General features: G+C 67.7%; 20 protein-coding genes. 16 read left to right on the forward strand and 4 right to left on the reverse strand.

Annotated features, from left to right (window positions below):
- On the forward strand, positions 1 to 189 hold a 189-nt coding region (locus Q0053_RS02155), incomplete at its 5' end, for an aminotransferase class I/II-fold pyridoxal phosphate-dependent enzyme (RefSeq protein WP_298095377.1).
- Between the two features lie 39 nt (positions 190 to 228).
- Here the strand turns inward: Q0053_RS02155 and Q0053_RS02160 are convergent.
- Positions 229 to 1,482 carry an FAD-binding oxidoreductase gene (locus tag Q0053_RS02160; protein WP_298095380.1) on the reverse strand — a complete coding sequence of 418 codons (1,254 nt, stop codon included), beginning with the start codon at positions 1,480 to 1,482 and terminating at the stop codon, positions 229 to 231.
- Positions 1,483 to 1,551: 69 nt separating this feature from the next.
- Between Q0053_RS02160 and Q0053_RS02165 the strand changes: the two genes are divergently transcribed.
- Genes Q0053_RS02165 through Q0053_RS02175 form a run of 3 tightly spaced genes read left to right on the forward strand, consistent with a single transcriptional unit; the run spans position 1,552 to position 4,104 of the window.
- Positions 1,552 to 2,448, forward strand: a complete 897-nt coding sequence (locus Q0053_RS02165) for a dihydrodipicolinate synthase family protein (protein ID WP_298095384.1) — start codon at positions 1,552 to 1,554, stop codon at positions 2,446 to 2,448.
- Between the two features lies 1 nt (position 2,449).
- Entirely contained in the window at positions 2,450 to 3,451 is a 1,002-nt protein-coding gene (locus tag Q0053_RS02170) for a 4-hydroxyproline epimerase (RefSeq protein WP_298095387.1), read from the forward strand.
- 2 nt (positions 3,452 to 3,453) lie between these two features.
- Positions 3,454 to 4,104 (forward strand): GntR family transcriptional regulator, encoded by a 651-nt coding sequence (locus tag Q0053_RS02175; RefSeq protein ID WP_298095390.1) that lies wholly within the window; start codon positions 3,454 to 3,456, stop codon positions 4,102 to 4,104.
- On the opposite strand, the gene Q0053_RS02180 is transcribed toward Q0053_RS02175, so the two are convergent.
- Positions 4,101 to 5,273 (reverse strand): Xaa-Pro peptidase family protein, encoded by a 1,173-nt coding sequence (locus tag Q0053_RS02180; protein ID WP_298095392.1) that lies wholly within the window; start codon positions 5,271 to 5,273, stop codon positions 4,101 to 4,103. The genes Q0053_RS02175 and Q0053_RS02180 overlap by 4 nt on opposite strands.
- A gap of 80 nt (positions 5,274 to 5,353) precedes the next feature.
- Here Q0053_RS02180 and Q0053_RS02185 point away from each other — a divergent pair, with 80 nt between their 5' ends.
- From Q0053_RS02185 to cysC, 11 genes are all read left to right on the forward strand, one after another.
- Positions 5,354 to 6,223, forward strand: coding sequence for a TSUP family transporter (locus Q0053_RS02185; protein WP_298095395.1), 870 nt, complete (start codon positions 5,354 to 5,356; stop codon positions 6,221 to 6,223).
- 148 nt (positions 6,224 to 6,371) lie between these two features.
- On the forward strand, positions 6,372 to 8,666 hold the full coding sequence (locus Q0053_RS02190; RefSeq protein WP_298095398.1) for a bifunctional salicylyl-CoA 5-hydroxylase/oxidoreductase: 2,295 nt from the start codon (positions 6,372 to 6,374) through the stop codon (positions 8,664 to 8,666).
- Entirely contained in the window at positions 8,663 to 9,424 is a 762-nt protein-coding gene (locus tag Q0053_RS02195; RefSeq protein ID WP_298095400.1) for an SDR family NAD(P)-dependent oxidoreductase, read from the forward strand. The genes Q0053_RS02190 and Q0053_RS02195 overlap by 4 nt, the downstream gene beginning before the upstream one ends.
- The gene (locus Q0053_RS02200; RefSeq protein ID WP_298095402.1) at positions 9,421 to 9,939 is read left to right on the forward strand and encodes a MarR family transcriptional regulator; all 519 of its coding nucleotides are present in this window, start codon (positions 9,421 to 9,423) and stop codon (positions 9,937 to 9,939) included. The genes Q0053_RS02195 and Q0053_RS02200 overlap by 4 nt, the downstream gene beginning before the upstream one ends.
- Entirely contained in the window at positions 9,936 to 10,748 is an 813-nt protein-coding gene (locus Q0053_RS02205) for an enoyl-CoA hydratase family protein (protein ID WP_298095405.1), read from the forward strand. Before Q0053_RS02200 ends, Q0053_RS02205 begins: the two co-directional genes overlap by 4 nt.
- A 2-nt stretch (positions 10,749 to 10,750) precedes the next feature.
- On the forward strand, positions 10,751 to 11,917 hold the full coding sequence (locus tag Q0053_RS02210; protein WP_298095408.1) for an acyl-CoA dehydrogenase family protein: 1,167 nt from the start codon (positions 10,751 to 10,753) through the stop codon (positions 11,915 to 11,917).
- Positions 11,917 to 13,521, forward strand: coding sequence for an AMP-binding protein (locus tag Q0053_RS02215; RefSeq protein ID WP_298095411.1), 1,605 nt, complete (start codon positions 11,917 to 11,919; stop codon positions 13,519 to 13,521). Before Q0053_RS02210 ends, Q0053_RS02215 begins: the two co-directional genes overlap by 1 nt.
- Entirely contained in the window at positions 13,518 to 13,940 is a 423-nt protein-coding gene (locus Q0053_RS02220; RefSeq protein WP_298095414.1) for a thioesterase family protein, read from the forward strand. The genes Q0053_RS02215 and Q0053_RS02220 overlap by 4 nt, the downstream gene beginning before the upstream one ends.
- Entirely contained in the window at positions 13,937 to 14,332 is a 396-nt protein-coding gene (locus Q0053_RS02225; RefSeq protein ID WP_298095417.1) for a RidA family protein, read from the forward strand. The genes Q0053_RS02220 and Q0053_RS02225 overlap by 4 nt, the downstream gene beginning before the upstream one ends.
- A 38-nt stretch (positions 14,333 to 14,370) precedes the next feature.
- Complete coding sequence (gene cysD, locus Q0053_RS02230; RefSeq protein WP_298095420.1) at positions 14,371 to 15,276, forward strand: sulfate adenylyltransferase subunit CysD; 906 nt, start codon at positions 14,371 to 14,373, stop codon at positions 15,274 to 15,276.
- A complete protein-coding gene (gene cysC, locus Q0053_RS02235) occupies positions 15,276 to 17,114 on the forward strand; it encodes an adenylyl-sulfate kinase (RefSeq protein ID WP_298095423.1) in 1,839 nt (612 codons plus the stop codon). The genes cysD and cysC overlap by 1 nt, the downstream gene beginning before the upstream one ends.
- A gap of 9 nt (positions 17,115 to 17,123) precedes the next feature.
- Here the strand turns inward: cysC and Q0053_RS02240 are convergent, their stop codons facing one another.
- Both Q0053_RS02240 and Q0053_RS02245 read right to left on the reverse strand, forming a co-directional pair.
- A complete protein-coding gene (locus tag Q0053_RS02240; protein ID WP_298095426.1) occupies positions 17,124 to 18,740 on the reverse strand; it encodes an amidase in 1,617 nt (538 codons plus the stop codon).
- A complete protein-coding gene (locus Q0053_RS02245; RefSeq protein WP_298095429.1) occupies positions 18,674 to 20,932 on the reverse strand; it encodes a S9 family peptidase in 2,259 nt (752 codons plus the stop codon). The genes Q0053_RS02240 and Q0053_RS02245 overlap by 67 nt, the downstream gene beginning before the upstream one ends.
- Before the next feature lie 424 nt (positions 20,933 to 21,356).
- Here Q0053_RS02245 and Q0053_RS02250 point away from each other — a divergent pair, with 424 nt between their 5' ends.
- Positions 21,357 to 22,172 (forward strand): ferredoxin--NADP reductase, encoded by an 816-nt coding sequence (locus Q0053_RS02250; protein ID WP_298095432.1) that lies wholly within the window; start codon positions 21,357 to 21,359, stop codon positions 22,170 to 22,172.
- Positions 22,173 to 22,185 lie beyond the last annotated feature (13 nt).

Raw genomic sequence — 22,185 nt, forward strand, 5'->3', positions numbered from 1 at the left:
GACATGCTGCTGGAAGAGCATGGCGTCTACGTCCAGCCGATCAACTATCCGACCGTGCCCAAGGGCACCGAACGGCTGCGCTTCACCCCGTCTCCCAACCACACCGACGCCATGATGGATGATCTGGTGGCGGCGATGGATCGGCTCTGGACCCGTTGCAATGTGGCGCGGATGCCGGTGGCAGCCTGAGGCGAACCCTTCGCTCTAACCCGCGAAAACCGGGCGCCCTCAGCGCGCACCGGGGCCGAACCGTTCGATCCGGAACGGCGACAGATCTACCGCCGGGTCGCGCCCCTCCGCCAGCGACGTCGTCAGCTCGGCGGTGATCGCTGACAGGGTCAGGCCGAGGTGCTGGTGACCGAAGGCGTAGAGGATGCGCGGATCACGCTCCAGCCGGCCGATGGCGGGCAGATAGTCAGGCAGGGTCGGCCGCGGCCCGACCCAGCGATCCGGTTGGTCTGAGAAAGCAATCCCAAGAGCGGACAGGTTCCGCTCCAGCGCGCGCCATTTTCGCGGGTCGCCGGGCGCATCGGGCGATCCGAACTCGACGAAGCTGGAAGCGCGCAGTCCGCTGGTGAAGCGCGACACCACCATCGAATGCTCCTCGAACACCGTCGGCGGCAGGGTCTGGTTCCAACCGTGGTCGGTGCTCTGCACCGAATAGCCGCGCTCTCCGATCACCGGTGCCGTAACACCCAGCCCGCGCATCAACCGGCCCGCCCAGGCACCCGCCGCGACCAGTGCACCCTCGGCCTCACGCGTGCCACCGCCGTCGAGATGGGCGATCACGCGGTCACCGCCGGACAGACGGGCGACCCGGGCATGGACCACCTCCCCTCCATGCGCTGCGAAGGCCGCCATCAGGGCATCGCGGGCGGCCTGGGGCTCACTGACCTGGGCCGTGCCTGAAAAGCGGATGCCCGCGACCGGCGCGTTCTTCATCACGCTCGCATAGGGGGCCAGATCTTCCAGGCTCATCGGGCGGAAGGCGGCGCTGCCGGTCGGTGACCGCTGCCATGTCCGAAGACCCTGCTCGGCCGCCAGCTCCGACATCCAGACCACAGCGTGGCCGTCAGGTCCGACAACGCCGGGCGCGCCGGAAAACTCTGCCAGCCGACGCCAGGCCGGCAGGGCATGGGCGAGAATGGCGGTCAGGGCCGCCTGCCCGCGCGCATGTCGCGCCGGGTCCGAGGCTGAGATGAAACGCAGCGCCCAGGGTCCCCAAAGGCCGGCGTCACGCCAGCGGAAATCCAGCGCACCCCCGAGGACAAACAGCCGGCCGGGAAAGGTTCGCAGGCTCTCGCGCGAGGCCAGGGGCGAGACCTGCTCGGCGGCAATATGGCCGATGTTGCCGAAGGAGGCCGCGCGGCGCGGATCGCCCGGATCGATCAGGGTCACTGCAAAGCCTGCCGCCTGCAGCCGCAGCGCCGAGGCGGCCCCGACGAGGCCCCCGCCGATAACGAGATAGGATTTCGGCTGCATCGGACTGCCGTTGCCTCGACCTCAGGATCGTATACGATAATGGGACAAGTCACTGAAAGCGAGGACCCGATGTCGATTTCCTGGGAGGGCGTGATCCCCGCCGCCACAACTCAGTTCGCGGCGGATTTCTCGATTGATTTCGACTCCACCGCCGCCGTGCAGGATGGGCTGATCCGCGACGGTGTGCACGGCCTGATCGTCATGGGCACAGTGGGTGAAAACAACTCGCTCGACGCTGACGAGAAACGCGCCATGCTTGCCGCGACCGTGAAGACCGTGGCCGGGCGGGTACCCGTGATCGCGGGGGTCGCCGAACTGGACACCCGACGTGCCGCCGCCTTCGCCCGCGACGCCGAGGCCATAGGTGCCGACGGCCTGATGGTGCTCCCGGCCATGGTCTATGTTCCGACCCAGGCCGAGCTGGCCGCCCATTTCCGCACGGTGGCCGAGTCCACCGGCCTGCCGATCATGCTGTACAACAACCCGCCTGCCTATCGCGTCAGCATCGGCTTTGAGGCCCTGCACGCCCTGTCGGACCTGCCCAATGTGGTCGCCCTCAAGGAGAGCGCGCCCGATACGCGCCGGTTCACGGACCTGCTGAACGAGTTCGGTGACCGCTATGTCCTGTTCGCCGGTCTGGATGATGTGGCGCTGGAGGGCCTGATGCTGGGGGCCCGGGGCTGGGTGTCCGGCCTGACCAATGCCTTTCCGAAGGAGTCTCTGGCCCTGTGGGACGCCTTCAGGCGCGGCGACATGCAGACCGCCCTGACCATCTACCGCTGGTTCATGCCCCTGCTGCATCTCGACGCCGACCATGACCTGGTCCAGTCGATCAAGATCGCCGAACAGGTCATGGGACGCGGCCACGAACGCGTCCGCCCCCCGCGGCATCCGCTGGTCGGTGCCCGCCGCGCCGAGGTGATCGCCATGGTCGAGAAGGCTGCCGCCACCCGCCCGGTCCTCTAGAATGGCCCGGCACGTCTTCCGCTGCATCGACGGCCACACCGCCGGCAATCCCGTGCGGCTGGTGATCGAAGGCGCGCCGGTCCTGACCGGCGACAGCATGAGCGCGCGGCGGCAGGACTTCATGGCGCGCTACGACTGGATCCGGACGGGCCTGTGTTTCGAGCCGCGCGGCCACGACATGATGAGCGGCGGCTTCCTCTATCCGCCCACGACCCCGGAAGCCGATGTCGGCATCCTGTTCATCGAGACCAGCGGCTGCCTGCCCATGTGCGGCCACGGGACCATCGGCATCATCACCTTTGCGCTGGAGCACGGCCTGATCAACCCGCGCACACCGGGCAAGGTCATCGCCGAAGTCCCCGCCGGCGTGATCGAACTCGACTATGTGCAGGACGGAGCCCGCGTCCGGTCCGTGCGCATCCGCAATGTGGCCTCATGGCTCGACAAACGGGGCATCGAGATCGAGGTCCCCGATTTCGGCCCGCTGACGATCGATGTGGCCTATGGCGGCAATTTCTACGCCATCATCGAGCCGCAGGGCCCCTATTCCGGGCTCGACGCCCTCGGTGCCGCACGCATCCTCCAGCTTTCCCCGGTGATCCGTACGCTCCTGCGCGAAGCCTTCACCCCGGTGCATCCAATCGATCCAACCATTCGCGGCGTCTCCCACCTGCTCTGGGCCGACGTACCGAAGGGCAAAGGGGCCGACGGACGCAATGCCGTCTTCTATGGCGACAAGGCCATCGACCGCAGTCCCTGCGGCACAGGCACCTCGGCGCGACTGGCTCAACTGCATGCCACAGGCCGCCTCGCGGTCGGCCAAGCCTTTGTCCACGAGAGCTATATCGGCAGCCGGTTCACCGGCCGCGTCGAAACCGAGACAGAGGTCGGCGGCCGACCCGCCATCATTCCCTCGGTGGAGGGCTCGGCCATCGCCACCGGCCTGAACGAGATCTGGATCGACGATGAGGACGTCTTCGCGCACGGTTTCCAGGTCGTCTGAGGATGGCGCTTAGGCCCCCGCGTCTGCTGCCGGATCAAATCCTTGCCGAGGCGCGGGAGCGGATCCTGTCCGGTCGCCTGGCCGCCGATGCGCCGATCCGTCAGGACGCCCTCGCGCTGGAACTGGGCGTCAGCAAGATCCCGCTGCGCGAGGCCCTGGCGCGGCTGGAGAGCGAGGGGCTGGTCGTCTCCCATCCCAATCGCGGCTATATCGTCCGGCCACTGTCGCGCACCGACGCGGAAGACGTCTTCGACCTACGGCTGCGCATCGAGCCGAACGCCTGCGTTCTCGGTGCTGTCGGGGCGGATCAGGCCGCGCAGGACGCCGCCCGCGCCGCCTTCGCTGCGCTCGAAGCCGCCCTGCGCGACGGGCTTGCCGATGTCGGTCGGCGGAACCGCGAATTCCATCTGGCGCTGGTTCGCCCCTCGGGACGTGAGGTCACCATCGAGACCGTCGACCGGCTGCTGGCCTTGTCGGAACGCTATGTGCGGGTGCATCTCGGCGAGCACCGCCGCCTCGACCGCGCCAGCCAGGAGCACGGCGTCCTGCTCCAGGCCTGGCTGGAGCGCCGGACCGAAACGGTACGTCGCGAGGCCCGCGCCCATATCCGCACGACCCTGTCCGACCTGCGCGCCCAGCTGCCGGAAACCTAGCGCTCCGGCCAGGCCGGGACGTCGGCGAACGGCTCGTCGAGACTGTGCTGGGGTCGGGTGAACCATTCCGGCCCGGCATCGGTCATGTGGAAATGATCCTCCAGCCGCACACCGAACCGGCCCGGCACGACGATCATCGGCTCGTTGGAGAAGCACATGCCGGTCGCCAGCGGCGTGGTGTCGCCCTTCACCAGATAGGGCCCCTCGTGGATGTCCAGACCGATGCCGTGGCCCGTCCGGTGCGGCAGGCCGGGCAGGCTGTAGCCGGGGCCGAAGCCATCCACCTCCAGCGACCGCCGGGCCGCCGCATCGACGGCCTCGCAGGCAGCACCGGGCCGGGCTGCCTCGAAGGCCGCGGCCTGGGCCCGCTTTTCGGCTTCCCAGACCCGGCGGACCTCGGGCGTCGCCTCCCCGAACACATAGGTGCGGGTGATATCGGAGCTGTAGCCGTCGATCCGCGTGCCGGTGTCGATCAGCACCACGTCGCCCTGGGCCAGGGCCCGGTCGCCCTCTCCGCCATGCGGCAGGGACGTGTCCTCGCCGAAAGAGACAATGCAGAAGGAATTGCCCGACCCGCCCAGCGCCCGGTGCTGGTCATCGATGAAGCGCACGACCTCGGATGCCCGTTGACCGGCATGAAGCTGCAGATGGGCGCGGCGATGGACCTCGAGGGTGATAGCCTTCGCGTGGCGCATCTGTGCGATCTCGGCCGGGGATTTGCGGCTTCGCAGTGGGTGGATCAGCGGGCCGGCGTCGGCGAGGCGCGCATCGTCGATCTCGGCCCGCAGGCTGCGGTACATCCCCAGTGCCATCCGCTCATCGACCGCCATGCGCCCGGTGGGGCCGATCCGTTCGGCGACCAGACGCCAGGGGCTCTCGTCTTCCTCCCAGGTCAGGATCTCTCCGGGAAGACTGATCAGCCCCTCGACCTTTTCCAGCTCGAACTGCGGTGTGATGTAGTCGAGGTCACCCGAGGCATGGACCAGGGCCCCCACGAGGCGTTCAGAAGCGTACCAGTCCAGCCCGGTGAAATAGCGCAGGCTGGAGGTTGAACCGAGCAGCACAGTCTCGACACCGGCCGCCTCCATCCCCTGCCTCAGCCCGGTCAGACGCCCCTGTCGCTCGGCCACGCCGATCGGAGCCGGCGCCTTTGCTGACATGCTGACCATGGCCTGCTCCCGTCGCCGTCGGATTGAGTATCGTATACGATCGTGCTCAGTTGAAAGCCGAACGACAAGGGGGAAAGATCTTGGTCCTGACAATTCTTCTGACGGCTCTGGCCTTGCTCGCGATGACCTTCGTCGTGGTTCTCGTCCGGGCGGCGATCAAACGCAGGACCGACGCACCCGGACCGGAAGCGGTCATCCTCGGGGCCGTCGTCAATTTCTTCGACACCCTCGGCATCGGTTCCTTCGCCCCGACCACCGCCTGGCTGCGGTTCCGCAAGATGACGCCCGACAGCTTCATTCCGGCGACCCTGAACGTTGGCCACGCCCTGCCCACCATGGTTCAGTCGGCGGTCTTTCTCGTGCTGCTGGGCGTGCACGTCGACCCCATGCTGCTGGTCTTGTGCATCGTCGCTGCGGTGTCCGGTGCGGTCGTGGGTGCGCCTCTGATGGTGCGGGCTCCGGTGCGGGTGGTTCAGGGTGTCGTCGGCATCGCCCTGCTGATCGCAGCGGCCCTCTATGCCATGAGCAATCTGGACCTGATGCCGATCGGCGGAACCGCCACGGCGCTGGAACCACGCCTGATGTGGATCGCCGTGGCCGGCCATTTCATCATGGGCATGCTGATGTCATTCGGGATTGGCCTCTATGCACCGGCCCTGATCCTGCTCAGCCTTCTGGGCCTCGACCCGCGCCTGGCCTTTCCCATCATGGCCAGCGCCTGCGCCTTTCTGATGCCGACCACCGGGTTGCGCTACATCCATGCCGAACGCATCGACCTGCGGATTGTCATCGGCATGGCCCTCGGCGGCATTCCGGCGGTTCTGGTCGCCGCCTTCCTGGTCAAGGAAATGCCGATCGAGCCGTTGCGCTGGGCTGTCGTGGTCGTGGTCCTCTACGCCGCCGCCCTGTTGCTGCGAGCCGCAAGCAAACGGGATGCACTGACGACCTAGGGTCGCGCGCGGACGGATTCGCCGGGAGCAGCGGCGGACTTTGGCTCCAAGGGAACCGCAGGTGTCCAACCTCGGAATGATCCAGCCCCTCGGGACGGCACCATCAACGCCTGTGGACTATCGCCGGATTTTATTTCAAGCTTAAAACATGTCGTCAGATCGCACTGTCAGAAGCATCGCCATCGCCGGCGCCGGGCCGGGTGGCCTGTATCTCGCCATTTCCCTGAAGCTGCGTGATCCGTCACTGGAGGTCGTGGTCCATGAGCGCAACCGGCCGGACGACACCTTCGGCTGGGGCGTGGTCTTCTCCGACCAGACCCTCGCAAATCTCAAGGCCAATGATCCGGAAACCGCCGCCATCATCGAGGCGGCCTTCGTCCATTGGGACGACATCGACGTCCACATCCATGGCCGGACGATCCGATCGGGCGGGCATGGTTTCGCAGGTATCGGCCGGCAGCGGCTGCTGACCATCCTTCAGGATCGCGCCCGGTCGCTCGGGGTCGAGCTGAGGTTCGAGGACGAGGTCGCCGACATCCGCGCCCTGCCCGCTGATGTCATCGTCGCCGCCGACGGCCTCAACAGTCGCGTCCGCAACCAGAACCCCGAGGTTTTCGGCGTCGATATCGATGTCCGGACCAACAAATACATCTGGCTGGGCACGAAACAGTCCTTCGACGCCTTCACCTTCGCCTTTGTCGAGACCCCGCACGGCTGGATCTGGGCCCACGCCTATCAGTTCGAACCGGGTGCCTCGACCTTCATCGTCGAGTGCTCGGAAGCGACCTGGCGGAGCCTCGGCTTTGACGCCATGGACCAGGACCAGACCTGCCGCACGGCCGAAGACCTGTTCGCCGACTGGCTGGGCGGTCATGCCCTGATGAGCAATGCCAGACACCTGCGCGGCTCGGCCTGGCTGAATTTCCCGCGCGTGGCCTGTTCGAACTGGCGCGACGGCAAGGTAGTCCTGCTGGGAGACGCCGCCCACACCGCCCATTTCTCCATCGGCTCCGGCACCAAACTGGCCTTCGAGGACGCCATCCGCCTGGCCGAGACCCTGACCGAAGCCGACGATCTCGACGCGGGCCTGGCGGCCTATGAGTCCGAGCGCCGGGTCGAGGTGCTCAAGCTGCAGAGCGCAGCCCGTAACTCCACCGAATGGTTCGAGACCATCGACCGCTATGTCGGCCTCGATCCGCTGCAGTTTACCTACAGCCTGCTCACGCGCAGCCAGCGTGTCAGCCATGAGAACCTCCGTCTGCGGGACCGTGACTTCCTGACCGGCGTCGAGCGCTGGTTCGCTGAGCAGGCCGGCGCTCCGTCCGCAGACAATCCGCCTCCCCCCATGTTCGCACCGCTGAAGCTGCGCGGCCTGACCCTCCCCAATCGCGTCGTCGTCTCGCCCATGTGCATGTACTCAGCCGAGGACGGCCTGGTCAGCGACTTCCACCTGGTACACCTCGGCAGCCGGGCACTCGGCGGTGCCGGACTGGTCTTCACCGAGATGACCGACGTATCGGCCGACGCCCGCATCACCCCGGGCTGCGCGGGCCTGTACCGACCCGAACACCGCGTTGCCTGGAAGCGGATCGTCGACTTCGTGCACGGTCAGGGGTCCCGCATCGCGATCCAGCTGGCCCATGCCGGCCGCAGGGGATCGGTCGAACGGCCCTGGGGGTCGCGCGCTGATCAACCGCTGGAGGACGGATGGCCACTGATCGCGCCCTCCCCCGTTCCGTGGACGGACAAGGACCAGACACCGCGCGAAATGAACCGGGCCGACATGGACCGGGTGCGCGACGCCTTCGTCCAGGCGACGCGCTGGGCCGCCGAGGCCGGCTTCGACATGGCCGAGCTGCACTGCGCCCACGGCTATCTGCTGTCGTCCTTCCTGACGCCGGTCTCCAACCATCGCACCGATGAGTACGGCGGCACGGTCGGGAACCGCCTCCGTTTCCCGCTGGAAGTCTTCGCCGCCATGCGTGCCGTCTGGCCGCAGGACCGGCCGATGTCCGTGCGACTGTCCGCGACCGACTGGGTCGATGACGGTCTGACGCCCGAGGACTCCGTCGTCATCGCCCGGGCCTTTGCCGACGCCGGCTGCGACCTGATCGACGTCTCGGCCGGATCGACCACGCCCGACGCGCGGCCCGTCTATGGCAGGATGTTCCAGACCCCGTTCAGCGACCGCATCCGCAACGAGGCGGGCGTGGCGACCATGGCCGTCGGCAACATCTATGAGACCGACCACGTCAACAGCATCCTCGCCGCCGGCCGCGCTGACCTGTGCGCCCTCGCCCGGCCGCATCTGGCCGACCCCAACTGGAGCCTGCGTGCCGCCGCCGAGCTCGGCTGGCGCGGTCAGATGCCGCCGGTCCAGTATCTCGCCGGCTTCGGCCAGCTGGCCCGTAACCTCGAAAAGCAGCAGGCGGGACCGGTATGAGCCTGACCGGACATCATGCCGTGGTGACGGGTGCCGGTTCCGGCATCGGCCGGGCCACGGCAGAGCGCCTCGCCGAGGCGGGCTGTCAGGTCACCCTGATCGGTCGCCAAGTCTCCCGCCTGGGCGTGACCGCTGACCGCATCGGTGAGCTCGCTTTCGCCGCCCCCGCCGACGTCACCGACCCCGATATGCTGGCCGCCGCGATCGAGGTCGGACGCGACCGGTTCGGGCCGGTCGACATCCTCGTCAACAATGCCGGTGCCGCCAGCTCGGCCCCCTTCCTCAAGACCGACGCCGACGCCCTGCGCGCCATGCTGGCGCTCAATCTGGAAGCCCCGGCCGAGGCCTCGCGGCTGGTGCTGCCCGGCATGCTGACCCGCCGCTGGGGCCGCATTGTCAATGTCGCCTCGACGGCGGGGCTCAAGGGCTATCCCTATGTCTCGGCCTATGTCGCGGCCAAGCATGGCCTCGTCGGCCTGACCCGCGCCCTCGCGCTGGAGGTCGCCAGCAAGGGCGTCACCGTCAACGCCGTCTGCCCCGGCTTTACCGACACCGATCTGGTCGCACGGTCGATCGAGGCCATCACCGGCAAGACCGGCCGAAGCGAGGACGAAGCCCGCGCGGCCCTGTCCGCCTCCAATCCACAAGGCCGGCTGATCACGCCAGACGAGGTCGCCACGACCATTGTCTGGCTTTGCGGCGACGGTGCCTCGGGGGTCAACGGCACCGCCGTGCCGGTGGCAGGCGGCGAGCTGTGAGCCCCGCCCTTGCCGTGCTGCCTGATCGACCGCTGCCTGACCGACTGGGCGGCGCACCCGATGGCAAGCGGTCGCTGCGCCTCTGGCTGCGCCTGCTGACCTGTTCGACCCGGATCGAACAGACCGTGTCCCAGCGACTGCGTGATGAGTTCGGCTCAACCCTGCCCCGGTTCGACATGCTGTCGGCTCTGGACCGCGCAGGTGATGCGGGCCTGACCATGGGCGAAGCCGCCGGTATGCTGATGGTCTCAAACGGCAACGTCACCGGCCTGGCCGCGCGGCTCAAGACCGATGGCCTGATCGAGGCCATGGCCGGGACCGACAGGCGCGTGCAGCGCGTGCGCCTGACGCCCCAGGGCCGAACCCGCTTCACCGCCATGGCCCGGGCCCATGAGCAATGGATCGAGGCCCTGTTTGCGGACCTGACCAGGGCCGAGGCCGACGACCTGACCCGCCTGCTGGAACGCACCAAACGGTCGCTACACGCTACCACCCATGAGGAGCTGAACGGATGAAGTCGCGCGACTACAAGGCGGCCCATTTCCTGTGGTCGGTCAATGACGACGGTGTCGCGACCCTGACCCTGAACCGGCCCGAGCGGAAGAACCCGCTGACCTTCGAGTCCTATGCCGAGATGCGCGACCTGTTCCGCGCCCTGGTCCACGCCGACGACTGCAAGGTGGTGATCGTCACGGGTGCCGGCGGCAACTTTTCATCCGGCGGCGACGTGCACGAGATCATTGGCCCCCTGACCGAAATGGACATGCCGGCCCTGCTCGCCTTCACCCGAATGACCGGCGATCTGGTCAAGGCCATGCGCGGCTGTCCCCAGCCGATCATCGCCGCGCTGGACGGCGTCTGTGTCGGGGCCGGTGCCATCATGGCCATGGCCTCGGACCTGCGGGTCGCCACGCCACGGACGAAGACCGCCTTCCTGTTCACCCGTGTCGGCCTGGCCGGATGCGACATGGGGGCCTGCGCCATCCTGCCCCGCCAGATCGGTCAGGGCCGGGCCTCCGAACTGCTGTTCACCGGCCGGGTCATGACCGCCGACGAAGGCGAGCGCTGGGGTTTCCACAATCGCGTCGTGGAGAGCGAGGTCCTGATCCAGACAGCACTCGAGCTGGCACAATCGCTGGCCCGGGGCCCGACCTTCGCCCACGGCATCACCAAGAACCAGCTCAACGTCGAATGGGACATGAGCCTGGACGCCGCCATCGAGTCCGAGGCCCAGGCCCAGGCCATCTGTATGCAGACGAATGATTTCCGCCGCGCCTACGAGGCCTTTGCTGCCAAGCGCGAGCCGGTATTTGAGGGGAACTGACCATGACGGACCGCACCTTCCTCGACTGGCCCTTCTTCGACGACCGCCACCGCACCTTCGCCGCCGATCTGGAGGCCTGGGCGGACAGGACGCAGGCGGTGCACCTGCACGGCGACCACGACCTCGACGGCGACTGCCGCACCATTCTCAAGGCGCTCGCTGAGGGCGGTTGGCTCCACAACGCCGTACCGGACGCAGACGGCAAGCTCGACGTCCGCACCCTGTGCCTGACCCGGGAGACACTCGCCCGTCGCTCCGGCCTGGCCGACTTCGTCTTCGCCATGCAGGGTCTGGGCTCCGGCCCGATCAGCCTGTTCGGCACAGACGAGCAGAAAGCGCGCTGGCTGCCGGGCGTGGCCGCGGGCAAGACCATCGCCGCCTTCGCCCTGTCCGAGCCCGATGCCGGCTCTGACGTCGCCGCCATGGCGACCAGCGCGCGCCGGGATGGCGACCACTGGGTGCTGGACGGAACCAAGACCTTCATCTCCAACGGCGGCCTTGCCGACCGCTACACCGTCTTCGCCCGCACCGGCGAAGGGGCGGGTGCCAAGGGCCTGAGCGCCTTCGTCGTGGATGCGGACACGCCCGGCTTCGGGATCGTCGAACGGATCCCCCTGATGGCTCCGCACCCGCTGGCGACCATACGGTTCACCGACTGCCGCATCGACGCCGATCGCATGCTCGGCGCGCCCGGCGAGGGCTTCCGAATCGCCATGGCGACCCTGGACGTGTTCCGTTCGACCGTGGCCGCCGCCGCGCTCGGCTTCTCGCGCCGCGCGCTTGACGAGGCCGCCACCCGCACCACCACCCGCCACCTGTTCGGCGCGCCGATGAGCGACCTGCAAATGGTCCAGGCCTCGATTGCCGACATGGCGCTCAGGATCGATGCCTCGGCCCTGCTGATCTATCGCGCCGCCTGGCTGAAGGATCAGGGCGCGCCGCGTGTCACCCGCGAGGCCGCCATGGCCAAACTCTTCGCCACGGATGAGGCGCAAGCCGTCATCGACGCGGCGGTCCAGTTGTTCGGCGGTCTCGGTGTGGTTGCCGGACATCCGGTCGAGCGGCTCTACCGGGAGATCCGGGCCCTGCGCATCTATGAAGGGGCCTCCGAGGTGCAGAAGATCGTCATCGCCAGGCAGGTTCTTGCCGGGATGGGCGGAGGCCGCTGATGGGGACCAGCGCGCACCTCGACCGGTTCGTTCTCGACCATCTGCCTGCCGCGGACCAGCAGCCCGACCTTGTCTTCGACCTGCCCGAACTGGCCTATCCCGACCGTCTGAATGCCGCCGTTGAGCTGCTGCGCCGCGCGATTGCCGCTGCGGGCCCCGACGGCCGTGCCCTGATCGATTTCGATCACGAATTCTCCTGGTCTCGCGTCGACGCCATCTCGGGCCGCATGGCGCGGGTGCTGGTCGAGGAGATGGGACTGGTGCCGGGCAACCGGGTGCTGCTGCACGGACCGAACTCCGCCTGGACCGTTCTGGCCTGGTTCGCCATCCTGAAGGCCGGCGGCGTCGTCGTGGCCACCATGCCCATGCTGCGGGCCGCCGAACTGGCGACCGTGATCGACAAGGGCCGGATCAGCCACGCGCTCGTCTATCAGGCCTTTGCGGACGTTTTGGCCGAAGCACGTGCGGCCGCGCCTTCACTGCTTCGGGTGATGGACTCCGCTGGCCTGCAGACGGCCGCCCAGGCCCTTCCGGCAGGCTTCCGCTTCAACCCTGTCGAAACCGCCGCCGATGACCCCGCCCTGATCGCCTTTACCTCGGGCACCACCGGCAAGCCCAAGGGCTGCGTTCATTTTCATCGCGACATCCTCGCCATGGCCGACACCTTCGGCCACCACATCGTCGGCCTGACGAAGGACGATGTGGTGATCGGCACCCCTCCCATCGCCTTCACCTTCGGGCTCGGTGGGCTGGTGGTCTTCCCGGCCGCCGCCGGAGCCGCCACCGCCTTCGCGCCGCGGCCCGGTTTCGACGCCCTGGCGGAGACCGTCGAGCGCTGCCGCGCGACCGCCCTGCTCACGGCCCCGACCGGCTATCGCGCCCTGATGAAGCTGACCAAAACGCATGACCTCTCCAGTCTGCGCACCTGTGTTTCGGCCGGGGAGGCCCTGCCCGCTGCCACCTCCGACGCCTGGCATGAGGCCACCGGCGTGCGCATCATCGACGGTATCGGCTCGACCGAGATGATCCACATCTTCATCTCCGCCTCGGGCGATGACATCCGTCCGGGTGCCACCGGCAAGGCCGTACCGGGCTATGAGGCCCGGATTATCGACGCAGACGGCCAGACCCTTCCGGCCGGTGAAACCGGGCGGCTGGCCGTTCGGGGTCCCACCGGCTGCCGCTATCTCGATGACGACCGACAGGCCGTCTATGTCCAGAACGGCTGGAACCTCACCGGAGACGTCTATCGCCTCGATGAGGACGGCTATTTCTGGTTCGTGGCCCGGTCCGACGATATGATCGTCTCGTCCGGCTATAACATCGGGGCCCCGGAGGTCGAAAATGCCCTGCTTTGCCATCCCGCGGTCGCCGAAGCAGCTGTGATCGGCGTCCCGGATGCCGAGCGCGGCCAGATCGTGAAGGCATTCGTCGTCCTCGGCGACGGCCATACTGGCTCGGCAGAATTGAGATCGGTGCTCCAGGACCATGTGAAGCGCGTCATCGCCCCCTACAAATACCCCCGCGCCCTCGACTTCGTGAATGCACTGCCCAAGACCCAGACCGGCAAGCTGCAGCGCTTCCGGCTGAAGGCAGACGCATGAGCGGTCAGGTCTTCACCACCGAACGCCGCGTGCGCTTCGCCGACTGCGACGCGGCCGGGATCGTCTTTTTCCCGCGCTATTTCGAGATGCTGAACGGCGTGGTCGAGGACTGGTTCGCAGGCCCGCTTCAGGTCTCGTTCCGCGAGTTGCACGTCAACCGTCGGGTCAGTGTCCCGACTGCCGCCGTCGAGGCTCGCTTCATCGCGCCGTCCCGGCTGGAAGACGAGCTCACCTTCGCCCTCACGGTCACCAGGCTGGGCCGCTCATCCTGCAGCCTCCGTCACCGGATCAGCGCTGGCGGTATCCTGCGTTTCGAGGCGAGCCAGACCTTCGTCTACGTCGGCCTGTCCTTGAAGCCCGAGCCCTGGCCCGAGGACCTGCGCGCCCGCATGGCAAACTACCTGGAGACAGCCGAATGAACCGCGTCCTCCTGCCCGAGGGCTGGCCGCGCCCGAAGGGCTATTCCAACGGCGTCGAAGCCACTGGCCAAATGGTCTTCGTCGCCGGCCAGATCGGCTGGACGCCCGAGGGGGCCTTTGTCGAGACGGGGTTCGCCGGCCAGTTCCGCCAGACCCTCGAGAATACCCTCGCTGTCCTCGCCGAGGCCGGGGCCGGACCCGAGCACATCGTCCGCATGACCTGGTATGTCGTCGACAAGCGCGAATACCTGGCCAGCCTGCGCGACATCGGCACCGTCTGGCGCACCTTGATCGGCCCACACTACCCGGCCATGGCCGTGGTCGAGGTCAAGGGGCTGATCGAGGACGCCGCCCGGATCGAAATCGAGACCACTGCGGTCATTCCCGCATGAGGGTTGGCACCGCGCGATTCCGGGGCCACAGCTAGACCATGCGGCTTCATGACGACGTCCTTGGCTCGCTTGAGGCTGAGGCCATACAGATTTTCCGGGAGGTAGTGGCCGAGTGCGAACGGCCGGTGCTGCTTTTCTCGGCGGGCAAGGACTCGGCTGTCCTGCTGCACCTTGCACGCAAGGCCTTCTTCCCGGCGGTGCCGCCGTTTCCCCTGCTGCACGTCGATACGATGTGGAAATTCCGCGAGATGTACGCGTTCCGCGATCAGGCCGCAGCCGCCGCGGGCATGACGCTGCGGGTCCACCGCAACCCGGAAGCCGAGGCCGAGGGCATCAATCCGTTCGACCAAGGTGCCAGTGTCCATACGGATATCTGGAAGACCCAGGGCCTGAAGCAGGCACTGGACGCCGGCCGGTTCGATGCGGCCTTTGGCGGCGCAAGGCGCGACGAGGAGAAGAGCCGGGCCAAGGAGCGGATCGTCTCGGTGCGGACGGCAGCCCACGGCTGGGATCCCAAACGCCAGCGCCCCGAGCTTTGGAGCCTCTACAACACCCGTCTCCGGGACGGGGAGTCCGTGCGGGTCTTTCCCCTCTCGAACTGGATCGAGCTGGATATCTGGCGCTACATCCAACGCGAGAACATCGCCCTGCCCTCCCTCTATTTCGCCGCCGAACGACCGGTTCTCGAACGGGACGGGGCCCTGTTGGTGCTCGATGACGACCGCATGCCGCTTCGGCCCGGCGAGGCGGCCCGGATGCGCCGCGTGCGCTTCCGCACCCTCGGCTGCTGGCCCCTTACCGCGGCAGTCGAGAGCGATGCCGACACGCTCGAGGCCATTGTGCGCGAAATCAGCGATGCCCCTCTGTCGGAACGTCAGGGGCGGGCCATCGACCACGATCCTTCGGCCTCGATGGAGCGGAAGAAGCGTGAGGGCTATTTCTGATGGCGGCACTGGATGACACCGGGCCCAGGGACATCGTCCGCCTGATCACCTGCGGCTCGGTCGACGACGGCAAGTCGACCCTGATCGGCCGTCTGCTGTACGACGCCGGTGCCATCCCCTCTGACCAGATGGCCAGCCTGCCGGAGATCGACGGTGCGCCGGATGTGTCCTTCCTCGTCGACGGCCTGGCCGCCGAGCGCGAGCAGGGCATCACCATCGACGTCGCCTACCGCTTTTTCGACATCGGCGAGCGCCGCTTCATCCTCGCCGACACGCCGGGGCACGAGCAGTACACGCGCAACATGGTCACCGCTGCCTCGACCGCGGACCTCGCCATCGTCCTGGTCGATGCCCGCAAGGGCGTGCTGACCCAGACGCGGCGGCACAGTCGGCTGCTGGCTTTGCTGGGCGTCCGTCGTATTGTGCTGGCCGTCAACAAGATGGATCTGGTCGCAGGGTCGAGGGACCGTTTCGAAGCCATCGTCGATGACTATCGCGCCTTCGCCGGGCAGATCGGCCTCACCGATGTGACCGCAATCCCGACCTGTGCGCGGACCGGGGGCAACGTCTCTTCCCCGGACGGCCTGACACCCTGGTACACGGGATCCGGCCTGATGGCCCATCTGCAGTCGGTCACCCCGGCTGAGGTCGCGCCGGGCCCGCTCCGCATGGCCGTGCAGGGCGTCAGCCGCCCGGACGCGGATTTCCGCGGATTCGCAGGCCGGATCGTCGCGGGCCGGGCGCGGCCCGGCGGCGCCGTCCACATCCTGCCATCCGGTGTCAGCGCCACAATCAGCCGCATCGTCACCCTCGACGGAGACCTCGACGAGGCCTCGCACGGCCAGTCGGTGACCCTGACCCTCACGCCGGATGTGGATGTCTCGCGGGGCGACCTGATCGTGGCCGAGGACGCACCGACCGAGGTCGCGGACCAGTTCGAGGCTCATCTGGTCTGGATGTCTGACCGCCCCCTGCTGCCCGGCCGGTCCTACTGGCTCAAACTGGGCGCGACGACGGTGCCGGCCCGGATCAGCGACCTGCGGCACAAGGTCAATGTCGATACCGGAGAGCTGCTGGCCGCGTCGACGCTGGCGCTCAATGATCTGGGCCTGTGCACCCTGGCGCTTGATGCGCCGATTGCCTTCGAACCCTATGCCGTCAACCGCGATCTGGGCGGGTTCATTCTCATCGACCGGATGTCCAACGAGACCGCCGGCGCGGGGATGATCCGTTTTGCCCTGCGACGCTCGGCCAATGTGCGGCCGCAGACACTGACCATCCGCCGCGCGGATCGCGCCGCGCTCAAGCGGCAGGCACCGCTCGTGTTGTGGTTTACGGGCCTGTCCGGCGCAGGCAAGTCCACGATCGCCGACCGGGTCGAGCAGCGCCTGTTCGTCGAGGGTCTGCATTCTGTCCTGCTCGACGGAGACAACGTCCGCCACGGCCTGAACCGCGACCTGGGCTTCACCGATGCCGACCGGGTCGAGAACGTGCGCCGGGTGGCCGAAGTGGCCCGGCTGATGACCGACGCGGGCCTGATTGTGCTGGTGTCCTTCATCTCCCCCTTCCGCGAGGAACGCCGGATGGCGCGGGAGCGGATGGAGCCGGGCGAGTTCTTCGAGATCTTCGTCGATGTCCCGCTGGCCGTCGCGGAGGCGCGGGACGTCAAGGGGCTCTATGCCAAGGCGCGGGCGGGCCAGCTGGCGAATTTCACCGGCATCGACAGCGCCTATGAACCGCCGGAGAACCCTGAGCTTCGGGTGGACGCGACCGCGTGCTCGCCTGACGAAGCGGCGGACCGGATCCTGGCGCTGGTCCGGAACCGCCTCAGGGGCTGAGCCGCCCATTCAGTCCCCGGTTGACGCGAGCGTCGGCGCTCGCCGCTCGTGCGTGCGTTGCTCATAGGCGTAACCCAGCGACAGGATGCGGGCATCGTCCCATTTGCCGCCGATAAAGCTGATGCCGACCGGCATGCCGCGGTCGAAACCCATCGGGACGGTCAGGTGCGGATAGCCCGCCACGGCTGCCAGCGAGCTGGACGAGCCCTGCGACCGGTCGTCGTCGGCCGGGTCATTGGTCCAGGCCCGCGAAGTCGTCGGGGCGATCAGGGCGGCGACGTTGTGCGTCGTCATCATCCGGTCGATGCCTTCCGGCCCGGCCGCCCGGAACGAGCGCTCGCGCGCTGCGATATAGTCCGGATCCTCCAGCCCGGTCGTGGCCTCTGCCCGGATGAACAGCTCCTGACCGAACAGCACGGTCTCGCGCGGCTCGGCGGCGTTGAAGGCGATGAGATCGGCCAGGGTCCGCGTCGGGACCTGCGTCGGGTCGGTCGAGGCGAGATAGGCGTTCAGATCGACCTTCAACTCGGTCATCAGCACCTGAAAACTGGCACCGACCGCCTGCATGTCCGGCCCTTCAGTGATCTCGACCAGTTCGGCTCCCGCGTCGCGCAGGGCCTGGAGCGCCCGCTCGAACTCGGCTTGCGTCTCGGCGGAATAGTTGGCGAGCAGGAACCGCATCACCCCGATGCGGGTGCCGCTCAGAGACCCCGCGTCCAGCGCCGCCCGATAGTCGACCTTGCGCGCGTCGGCCTCGACCGTGGCGGGGTCCAGCGGGTCGGACCCGGCGATGACGGTCAGCACAATGGCCGCGTCCTCGACGGTCGTGGTGATCGGCCCGGCGGTGTCCTGCGAATGGCTGATGGGCACGATGTGGGTGCGCGAAACCAGACCCACGGTCGGCTTGAACCCGACCACGCCATTGACCGAGGCGGGGCAGACGATCGAGCCGTTGGTCTCGGTGCCGATGGCGGCCGGGGCCAGACCCATGGCCACCGACGTTGCGCTGCCTGAAGAAGAGCCGCACGGCGTTCGCGTCGGATCATAGGGGTTCAGGGTCTGCCCACCGACGGCACTCCAGCCGCTGATGGAATTGGTCGAGCGGATATTGGCCCATTCCGACAGATTGGCCTTGCCGAGGATGACGGCACCGGCCTCCCGCAGCCGGGTGACCAGAGGGGCGTCGCGGCCCGGCGCATTGTCGACCAGCGCCAGCGAGCCGGCGGTCGTCGGCATGTCGGCGGTTTCGATATTGTCCTTGAGGAGGATCGGCAGGCCACCCAGCAAGCCGCCCGGGCGGGGCAAGGGCTGGTCTCCGAGCAAGACAGGGTTGACCGCGATGACCGCGTTGAAGGGCTCCGGCCCGATATTGTCGACGCTCTGGATCAGCGCCAGGGAGCCCTCCAGCGCGCCCGTGGCCGGGAAATGCCCGTCCACAATCGCCGCGACAGTCGGCGGCTGGAAGATCCGGCCGCCGTCATCACCGGGCAGGGTCCAGCTGCCGTCGCCGTTGGGCGTGGCACAGGCACCGAGTGACAGCGCCGCAAGCGCAGCCGCAATCAGTCCTGCGCGGCGGGTGCCCTTGAACCGATCGTGCGATCCAGGAAGTCGAGATAGGTTCGCCATTGCTGCAGCTGCCTTTCGTTGCCACGCACACCGTGGCGCTGGCCGGGATAGAGCATCATGTCGAACGGAATGCTGCGGCTCTGCAGGCCGTCGATGACGCGGGTGGCGTTTTCGAAGATGACATTGTCGTCGGCCATGCCGTGAAGGAGCAGAAGCCGCCCCGTCAGCTGGTCCAGCTGGTCGAGGACGTCGGACGCGGCATAGCCCTCGGGATTGCCTTCGGGCGTCGACATGAAGCGTTCGGTATAGTGGGTGTCGTAGAGGCTCCAGTCGGTGACCGGGGCACCCGAAATGGCCGAGGTCAGGCCCATCGCCGGCTCGGTCAGCATGTGCAGGGTCATGAAACCGCCGTAGCTCCAGCCCATGGCGGAGATGCGATCGTCTGCAACAAAAGGAAGTGATCTCAGGTAGTTGATGGCCAACACCTGATCTTCGATCTCAGGCTGACCCATGCGGAGATACAGGGCCTGTTTGAAGGCCGCCGAGCGATCGCCCTCGCCGCGGTTATCGAGCCGGAAGACGATGTATCCGGCCTCTGTCAACAGTTGATTGGTCGCGCCCTGCCAGCTGCGACGGACGCCGCCGCCCGAGGGGCCGCCATAGACCTGCATGACCACGGGATACTGTTTCGAAGGGTCGAAGCCCGGCGGTGTGGTCATCTGCCAGACCAGGGTCTCGCCATGGCTTTCCAGGGTCCCGAAGGTCACTGCGCCCCGGCGCGAGACATAGGGATAGATCGGATGATCGGCGTCCAGCCGGTTATCCTCGATCCAGCGCACAAAGGTCCCGTCGGCGCGATAGAGGGCCGACTGCGCCGGGGTGTTCAGGTCGGTGTAGTTGCCGACATAGGCCGTGCCCGTCCGGTTCATCGACGCGCCCCACCAGCCGCCGCCCGGCGTCACCGCCACGGGCGTAACGGTCCGGCGCAGGCTGGCGCGGAACATCTGTTGCTCGATCGGCAACTCCGCCCCGTCACGCATCGAGGCGGTGAAGAAGACCTCGCCCGTGCGCTGGTTGACCCCGTTCAGGGTCTTGACCGGCCAGTCGCCCGCGGTGATCGCCCGGATACGGCCGCCGTCGCGGTTGTAGAGATAGAGGTGCCGCCAGCCGGTCTCTTCCGACGACCAGATGAAGTTGCCGTTTTCGAGGGTCTTGAAGTCGTCGGTCAGCGGCACCCAGGCGTCCGAGGTCCGCGTCAGGATCACCCGCGAGGCCCCCGTCGCGGGATCGACGCTCAGCAGGTCCAGCGTCTTCTGGTCGCGCGACTGGCGCTGGACATAGAGGGTGCGGCCGTCGGCGGACCAGTCCACGCGGGCCAGATAGATGTCGGGGTTGGAGCCCAGATCGACCTTCGTCCGCTGGCCGGATTCCCGGTCATGCACATACAGTTCGACCACGGCATTGGGCCGGCCGGCGCGCGGATAGCGCTGCTCGATCACACTGGCCCCGCCACCGGTGATGTCGAGCCGCGGGATGATGTCGACGGTGCTCTCGTCGGTGCGTTGCAGGGCGATCCGGCGCTCGTCCGGGCTCCACCAGTAGCCGGTGTCGCGGTTCATCTCTTCCTGGGCGATGAACTCGGCCGTAGCCCAGGTGATGAGGCCCTCGCCGTCGGTCGTCACGGCCGTCTCGCGATTGCCGTTCAGGTCCAGTACGACCAGGTCCTGGTCACGGACGAAGGAGACGAAATTGCCCCGGGGCGAGACCTTGGCGTCGATCTCGTCGGCCGCGGTCTCGGTCAGGCGGCGCACGGCCCCGCCCGCACGCTCGGCGAGGAAGATGTCGCCTTCCAGCGGGGCGAGGATGTAGCGGCCCTGCTGGTCCCACGAATACTCGACCACGCCGCGCTGGCTGATCCGCATCCGCTCGCGCCGGGCCTTCTCGGCCTCCGACAGTTCGCCGGCGTCGGGCACCAGCGCGCGGGCGTCGATCAGCTTGAACGGCTCGCCCTCACCGGTCGGCGCGGCCCACAGGTCCAGCACATCGACGTCGTCTTCCCGCGAGCGCAGGAAGGCCACCAGCTCACCATCCGGCGACAGGCTGACACCCCGCGCCACCGGCCCGGCCAGGGACGGATTGGCGAACACCCTCTCGGGCGTCAGGACCGCAGGATCTGCGGTTTGCGCCATCACGGCGGAGAACGGCGAAAGCGCCGCGAGGAACAGGGTGGAGGCGAGGAGTTTGTTGCGCATGGGGCGGACGCTAGCGGTCGTTTCGGCCGGCGTCATCCCCGATTCCGCACCCGCGGCAAAGGGGTCGAAAGTACACTGTGGCCGCCGGAAATTTTCGCACCGACGGGCAGCCCTGCGCGGGGTCGTCGCCGGGGGAGCGTGTCGATCCCGAAGCGGGCGCCGTGATGTGTTTCGAACCGTCAAAATCTCCTGTCTCCATGGCCGTTTCACATAGAGACACAGGGGTACGTCAGCTTCGGTCGCAGGCCGGTGGACGGAGGTCGGGCGAGGTCGGATCGAGGGGCCGGAAGACACGGTCAGGGGCGAAAAGGGAGGCGATGATCAGGGGCGAGAAGACAGCATCAGGCCGGGTCGCTGCGGAACATGTCCGACGCGACATCCGCATCCCTTCCCCCCTCGCCTCTCACCCCCTAAGAAGCGCGCAATGACCGACGCCGCCGCCGCCCCGCCGCCTGCAAAGGCCTCTGCCTTCCATGAGCTGGAAGTGCTGTGGGTGCGTCACTGGACCGACCAGCTGTTCAGCTTCGCCATCGCCCGGCCCGAGGATTTCCGCTTCCGCTCCGGCGAGTTCGTGATGATCGGCCTGCCGGGCGCAGACGGCGGCAAGCCGATCCTGCGGGCCTATTCGATCGCCAGCCCGGGCTGGGCCGAGGAGCTGGAGTTCCTGTCGATCAAGGTGCCCGACGGCCCCCTGACCTCGCGCCTGCAGAAGATCCAGCCGGGCGACACGGTGCTGATGGGCAAAAAGCCGACCGGCACCCTGGTGCTGGACGCCCTGACCGGGGGTGAGCGGCTCTGGCTGATCGGGACCGGCACGGGCCTGGCCCCCTGGCTCAGCGTAGCGCGCGATCCCGACACCTACAGCCGGTTCGGCCATGTCGTGGTCTGCCATACGGTGCGCCATGTCGCTGACCTGACCTATCGCGACTTCCTGACCACGGGCATCCACGACGATCCCCTGATCGGCGAGGAGGCCCGGGCCCAGCTGACCTATTATCCCACCGTCACCCGCGAGCCGTTCGAACACCCCGGGCGGATCACGGAGCGGATCACGTCCGGTGCCCTGTTCGACGACCTCGGCCTGCCGCACGGCTTCTCGCCCGAACGCGACCGGGTCATGCTGTGCGGCTCCATGGCCATGATCAAGGAAACCGCCGAACTGCTGGAAGGCTTCGGTCTGACGGAAGGCTCGAACGCCGGGCCGGGCGACTATGTGCTGGAGCGCGCCTTTGTCGGGTGAACCCCAATCCCAT

The organism is Brevundimonas sp., assembly GCF_027487935.1.
Classification (GTDB): domain Bacteria; phylum Pseudomonadota; class Alphaproteobacteria; order Caulobacterales; family Caulobacteraceae; genus Brevundimonas.

Excerpts from the sequence above, each read along its gene's own strand:
- Q0053_RS02160 (WP_298095380.1), bottom strand. The coding sequence starts at position 1,482 with ATGCAGCCGAAATCCTATCTCGTTATCGGCGGGGGCCTCGTCGGGGCC.
- Q0053_RS02165 (WP_298095384.1), top strand. The coding sequence starts at position 1,552 with ATGTCGATTTCCTGGGAGGGCGTGATCCCCGCCGCCACAACTCAGTTC.
- Q0053_RS02170 (WP_298095387.1), top strand. The coding sequence starts at position 2,450 with ATGGCCCGGCACGTCTTCCGCTGCATCGACGGCCACACCGCCGGCAAT.
- Q0053_RS02175 (WP_298095390.1), top strand. The coding sequence starts at position 3,454 with ATGGCGCTTAGGCCCCCGCGTCTGCTGCCGGATCAAATCCTTGCCGAG.
- Q0053_RS02180 (WP_298095392.1), bottom strand. The coding sequence starts at position 5,273 with ATGGTCAGCATGTCAGCAAAGGCGCCGGCTCCGATCGGCGTGGCCGAG.
- Q0053_RS02190 (WP_298095398.1), top strand. The coding sequence starts at position 6,372 with ATGTCGTCAGATCGCACTGTCAGAAGCATCGCCATCGCCGGCGCCGGG.
- Q0053_RS02195 (WP_298095400.1), top strand. The coding sequence starts at position 8,663 with ATGAGCCTGACCGGACATCATGCCGTGGTGACGGGTGCCGGTTCCGGC.
- Q0053_RS02205 (WP_298095405.1), top strand. The coding sequence starts at position 9,936 with ATGAAGTCGCGCGACTACAAGGCGGCCCATTTCCTGTGGTCGGTCAAT.
- Q0053_RS02210 (WP_298095408.1), top strand. The coding sequence starts at position 10,751 with ATGACGGACCGCACCTTCCTCGACTGGCCCTTCTTCGACGACCGCCAC.
- Q0053_RS02215 (WP_298095411.1), top strand. The coding sequence starts at position 11,917 with ATGGGGACCAGCGCGCACCTCGACCGGTTCGTTCTCGACCATCTGCCT.
- Q0053_RS02220 (WP_298095414.1), top strand. The coding sequence starts at position 13,518 with ATGAGCGGTCAGGTCTTCACCACCGAACGCCGCGTGCGCTTCGCCGAC.
- Q0053_RS02225 (WP_298095417.1), top strand. The coding sequence starts at position 13,937 with ATGAACCGCGTCCTCCTGCCCGAGGGCTGGCCGCGCCCGAAGGGCTAT.
- cysD (WP_298095420.1), top strand. The coding sequence starts at position 14,371 with ATGCGGCTTCATGACGACGTCCTTGGCTCGCTTGAGGCTGAGGCCATA.
- cysC (WP_298095423.1), top strand. The coding sequence starts at position 15,276 with ATGGCGGCACTGGATGACACCGGGCCCAGGGACATCGTCCGCCTGATC.
- Q0053_RS02240 (WP_298095426.1), bottom strand. The coding sequence starts at position 18,740 with ATGGCGAACCTATCTCGACTTCCTGGATCGCACGATCGGTTCAAGGGC.
- Q0053_RS02245 (WP_298095429.1), bottom strand. The coding sequence starts at position 20,932 with ATGCGCAACAAACTCCTCGCCTCCACCCTGTTCCTCGCGGCGCTTTCG.
- Q0053_RS02250 (WP_298095432.1), top strand. The coding sequence starts at position 21,357 with ATGACCGACGCCGCCGCCGCCCCGCCGCCTGCAAAGGCCTCTGCCTTC.